Source organism: Mesorhizobium sp. WSM4829 (genome assembly GCF_055811475.1).
On the sequence record NZ_JBVVQJ010000088.1, the window covers coordinates 1 to 4,096 of the forward strand.

The 4,096-nt window shown below is 61.2% G+C and carries 1 protein-coding gene and 3 pseudogenes; 2 read left to right on the forward strand and 2 right to left on the reverse strand.

Annotated elements, in window-relative coordinates; genetic code table 11:
* Window positions 1–294 (forward strand): annotated as a pseudogene (locus AC0L17_RS34130) (integrase); the annotation flags it as partial.
* Between the two features lie 197 nt (window positions 295–491).
* Window positions 492–2,006, forward strand: a complete 1,515-nt coding sequence (locus tag AC0L17_RS34135; RefSeq protein WP_473518943.1) for an ISNCY family transposase — start codon at window positions 492–494, stop codon at window positions 2,004–2,006.
* Window positions 2,007–2,137: 131 nt separating this feature from the next.
* Here the strand turns inward: AC0L17_RS34135 and AC0L17_RS34140 are convergent.
* Both AC0L17_RS34140 and AC0L17_RS34145 read right to left on the reverse strand, forming a co-directional pair.
* Window positions 2,138–2,492: pseudogene (locus AC0L17_RS34140) on the reverse strand (ATP-binding protein); the annotation flags it as partial.
* A gap of 556 nt (window positions 2,493–3,048) precedes the next feature.
* Window positions 3,049–3,941 (reverse strand): annotated as a pseudogene (locus tag AC0L17_RS34145) (IS481 family transposase).
* Window positions 3,942–4,096: the final 155 nt, after the last annotated feature.

Below are 4,096 nucleotides of genomic sequence, written 5' to 3' on the forward strand. Positions count from 1 at the left end.
CGACATGCTCTCGATGGCTCCGGCGACAGCGGCAAGGCGATGTTTGGGGTGGTGCGCGCCTTCCTGCGCTATTTGCACCTGAAGCGCTTCATTTCGGTGGCTTTGGCCGATTGTGTGCCGTCGATCCGTCGCTGGCGGCTTGCTGGCCTGCCAACCTTCCTGCCACCGCAGAAGGTTCAAGTGGTTCTCGATGCTTGCGATCGGACCACGGCAATGGGGCTTCGCGACTATGCGGTTTTGATGGCGCTGGCCAAGCTGGGCTTGCGCCAGCGAGGTTGCCGCGCTCAGTCTTGACGATATCGATTGGCAGTCGGGCAGTGTCGTCGTCCATGGCAAGGGGCGGCAAGCGATGATGCCGCTACGCCACGACGTCGGTGCGGCTATCGTTGCCTACATCCGGCATCGCATTGCCTCGTCGAAAATGTTCCTGAATGTTCAACCGTTGCCTCACATAAGTTGCTCCCTACCGAGGGGTAAGAGCAGGGGCGACTATGGGACGGCTGAGCATGGCGACAAGGAAAGAACTGACGACGGCGGTTTCAGAGCGCTATCGTGCTTCGACGCGAGCGGAGAAGGCGAAAATTTTGGATGAGTTCGTCGTCGTCACGGGCTTTCACCGCAAGCACGCGATGCGGCTGCTACGACGCGGTGAGGGGCCGTTTGCACGCCGGCGAGCGCGGCCGCGGATTTATGATGAAGCGGAACGCAATGCGCTCATATTGCTCTGGGAGGCGTCCGACCGCGTCTGCGGCAAGCGGCTGAAGGCGTTGCTGCCCATCCTTCTCGAGGCGATGGAACGGCACGGTCATTTTGACCTAGCGCCCGAAATCCGGGGCAAATTGCTGGCGATGAGCGCGGCCACGATCGATAGGACGCTGGGACCGATCCGAGAAGGCTTGGGACGTCCTCGACGACGGCCCGCAGCGCATGCCCTGCGACGGAGCATTCCCATTAGAACGTCGGCGGATTGGGACGATCCAGCGCCAGGCTTCGTTGAGGCGGACCTCGTGGCCCATAGCGGCCCTTCGGCTCGCGGCAGCTTCATCCAAACCCTCGTGCTCACCGACATTGCGACCGGCTGGACGGAATGTGCGCCGCTGCTGGTTCGCGAACAGACGCTGTTGAGCACGGTGCTCACAGAATTGCGCAAGCAACTGCCCTTCGCGCTTCTCGGCCTGGATACGGACAACGACACCGTTTTCATGAACGAGACACTGAAGGCCTATTGCGTCGCCGCCAACATCGTCTTCACGCGCTGCCGCCCCTACCGCAAGAATGACCAGGCCTTTGTCGAGCAGAAGAATGGCGCCGTGGTGCGTAGGATGGTCGGATATCGTCGGTTCGAGGGGCTGGAGGCCGCCACGCTGCTAGCGAAGCTCTACCGGTCAGCGCGGCTGTTCGTGAACTTCTTTCAGCCATCGTTCAAGTTGATCGCGAAGCAGCGCGACGGCGCGCGTGTGCGCAAGACGTATAGTCCGCCAGCTACGCCGCATCAGCGTCTGGTTGCCGACCCTCGCACCTCAGATGCAGTCCGCTCCCGTCTGCAGGAAATCTACGCCGGGCTCGATCCTGTCCTGCTATTGCGCGATATCCGCGCCGTGCAGGAGCAACTCGCTGCGCTTGCCGATACTCCGCCGGCCATGCGCCCTGACGGAACAGCTCAGCCAATCGACCTTTTCCTGGCGAGTTTGCGGACTGCCTGGAAGGACGGAGCTATCCGGCCGACGGATCGCCCGATTGCGAAAGCAAAAAGGGGGCGGCGGCGTCCTGACCCTCTCGTCAAGGCGACTGCGGACTTACGAAATTGGTTCCAAGCCGAACCATGGCGAACCGGCAGCGAACTTCTGTCACGACTGCAGGCCGAGTATCCCGGCGATTACCCGGACAAACTGCTTCGAACGCTTCAGCGCCGGCTAAAGGTCTGGCGCAGCGAACAGGCGGACGCGTTGCTGTTTGGCCCCTTGAACAAGGAGCCGCCGATCCTGGAGATCGCAGGGCCACACTGAGGCGCCGTGGCGCTCGCTAAGGAGGCCGGGCGCTGCGAAACCCTGGCCATCTCCGCGCCCGGCCTCCTTAGCTCCAAGCCGGGAGCAAAATGGATGAGGCAACGCTCGAATCTCGAGGAACATCATTACGTGAGGCAATACGTATACCAACTCTTGCCGACGCCGACCGGGCCGGTCAACAAGAGGCCACGCCTTGGCGAATCCAGTTGCAGCCGGCCAGCTTGAGAAAGACCCTGCGGTCGAGCCCCCGGGCGGCGCGGAAGTCAGTGTCTTCGACCTGTGCGTCGTGCCGTAATCTTGCGGCGCGGGCGCGTTTCTCGAAGCGCTTCTGGCGCGGCAGCGTCGCCTCGCGTTCGCGCAGAATGGCGAGCCATTCGCCATGTTCGAGGGCTCGGGCTTCGGGTTGCGCATCAAGGTCTTGGAAGCCTTTGGCGATGCCGTGAAGGCCGAGTTCGCAGAGATGTCGAAGGTAGGCTGGGTCAGCATGATCGATATCTCCTCAATGGAAGTAGCCGGGGCGCGCAGATTGGCGTGGTCCATGACGGCGGCGGGTTCGTTGGCGGGTCTTGCGGCTTTGTGATTGGCCATGATCGATGCGATGCTCTTGCAGGTCAGCCCGCCGATCTCGATGGCGCGGGCGGACACCGCCTCGACGCGTTCACGTTCGATGTCGCTAAACAGGCGCAGAACTCCCAGGCATGTTCTGAAGCCCTGCTCGGGATGGCGGCGGCTGGCCAGAATGGCAACGATCAGCCCCTCGGTCTGCGGTCCCACCGAAGCGGCCCAGCGGCGGAAGCGTTCCGGTGTCCATTCGGCATATCGCCGGTGGGAACTGGGCATGCGGTCGGGGTTAGTCCCATAGCGTCGTCCGCCACATCGGCGCTGATGAGCCGCGATCCGCTTGCTGCGGTGGAATATCTCGATTGTCCGGGTCGTCGCCCTGAGATCGACCTGCTGGCGATGAGGCCGTGTGGCACCGAAGAGAAGAAGTTGCTGAACTCGACGTGGTGTGATGCCATGAAGGTCGCGAGACACCCGCGGCTTATGCTAGGCGCTCTTCGAGGGCTTCGTAAGGGGTCTTCCCTTTGAAGGCACCATGTGGCAGCGGGTCATAGAAGCGTTCCCACTCGCCCAGCTTGGCTTCGAGATCGATATCGTCCTTATAGGTAAGGAGTTGATAGAACTCCTCCTGGTCGGAGCGATGTGATCGCTCCACCTTGCCGTTCAGCTGTGGCGAAGCCGGCTTGATGTAGGCATGGCGGACGCCCTTGTCCTCGACGTGCCAGTGGAACTTCGCCTGGAATTCGTGGCCGTTGTCTGTCCTCACCTCCCGGATGCGGAAAGGGAACTTGTCGATGACATAATCGATGAAGTCGATGGCGTTTGCCTGGGTATGTCGTGCATAGATCTTAAACGCCCTGATCCGCGTCGCATCATCGATGGCGGTGTATTGGTAGCGCCTGATTTTCCCTCCCTTTTTGCCGATAAAGGTCAGGAACTTGACGTCTACCTGGATCTGATGGCCCGGCACTTGCTGGCTATAGCGCTGGATGTGAATCTTGCGCATGCGGGTGCCGCGCGGCAGGCGATTGAGGCCATTGCGGTGCAGGATGCGGTAGACTGGCATCCGATATCCTGATGTCGTGGTAGCGCTTGAGGTACCAGACGATCCGCATGGGGCCGAGATGGTAGGTTCGGCGCAGATGCAGCACCTTCTCCTCAATCTCCGGCACTGTCTTGTTGGCCGGGTTCTTCGGAATTGGCTTGCAATTGACCAGGCCTGCTTGCCCGTGCTGTCGATACGCAGCCTGCCACCGATAGAAACTGGCGCGGCCGATCCCGAAATAGCGGCAGGTCTTGCAAACGTTTCCCCGTCTCGGCTGCATGCTCAAGAATGCGTCGTTTGCGTTGGATCTCCCGGCGATCCTCTTTCATGAAATTCATCCCTTCTCGTTCCGATCTCGAAGAAGGGTGTCTCGCAAGCTCCTACATTTCTACAGTTGCGACAGATCGGCGGGAGGCGGTGGCGATTGGAGCTGACGGGCGAAGCGATCATGCCGTCGGCCCTATGCTCCAAAAAGCTGACCGCC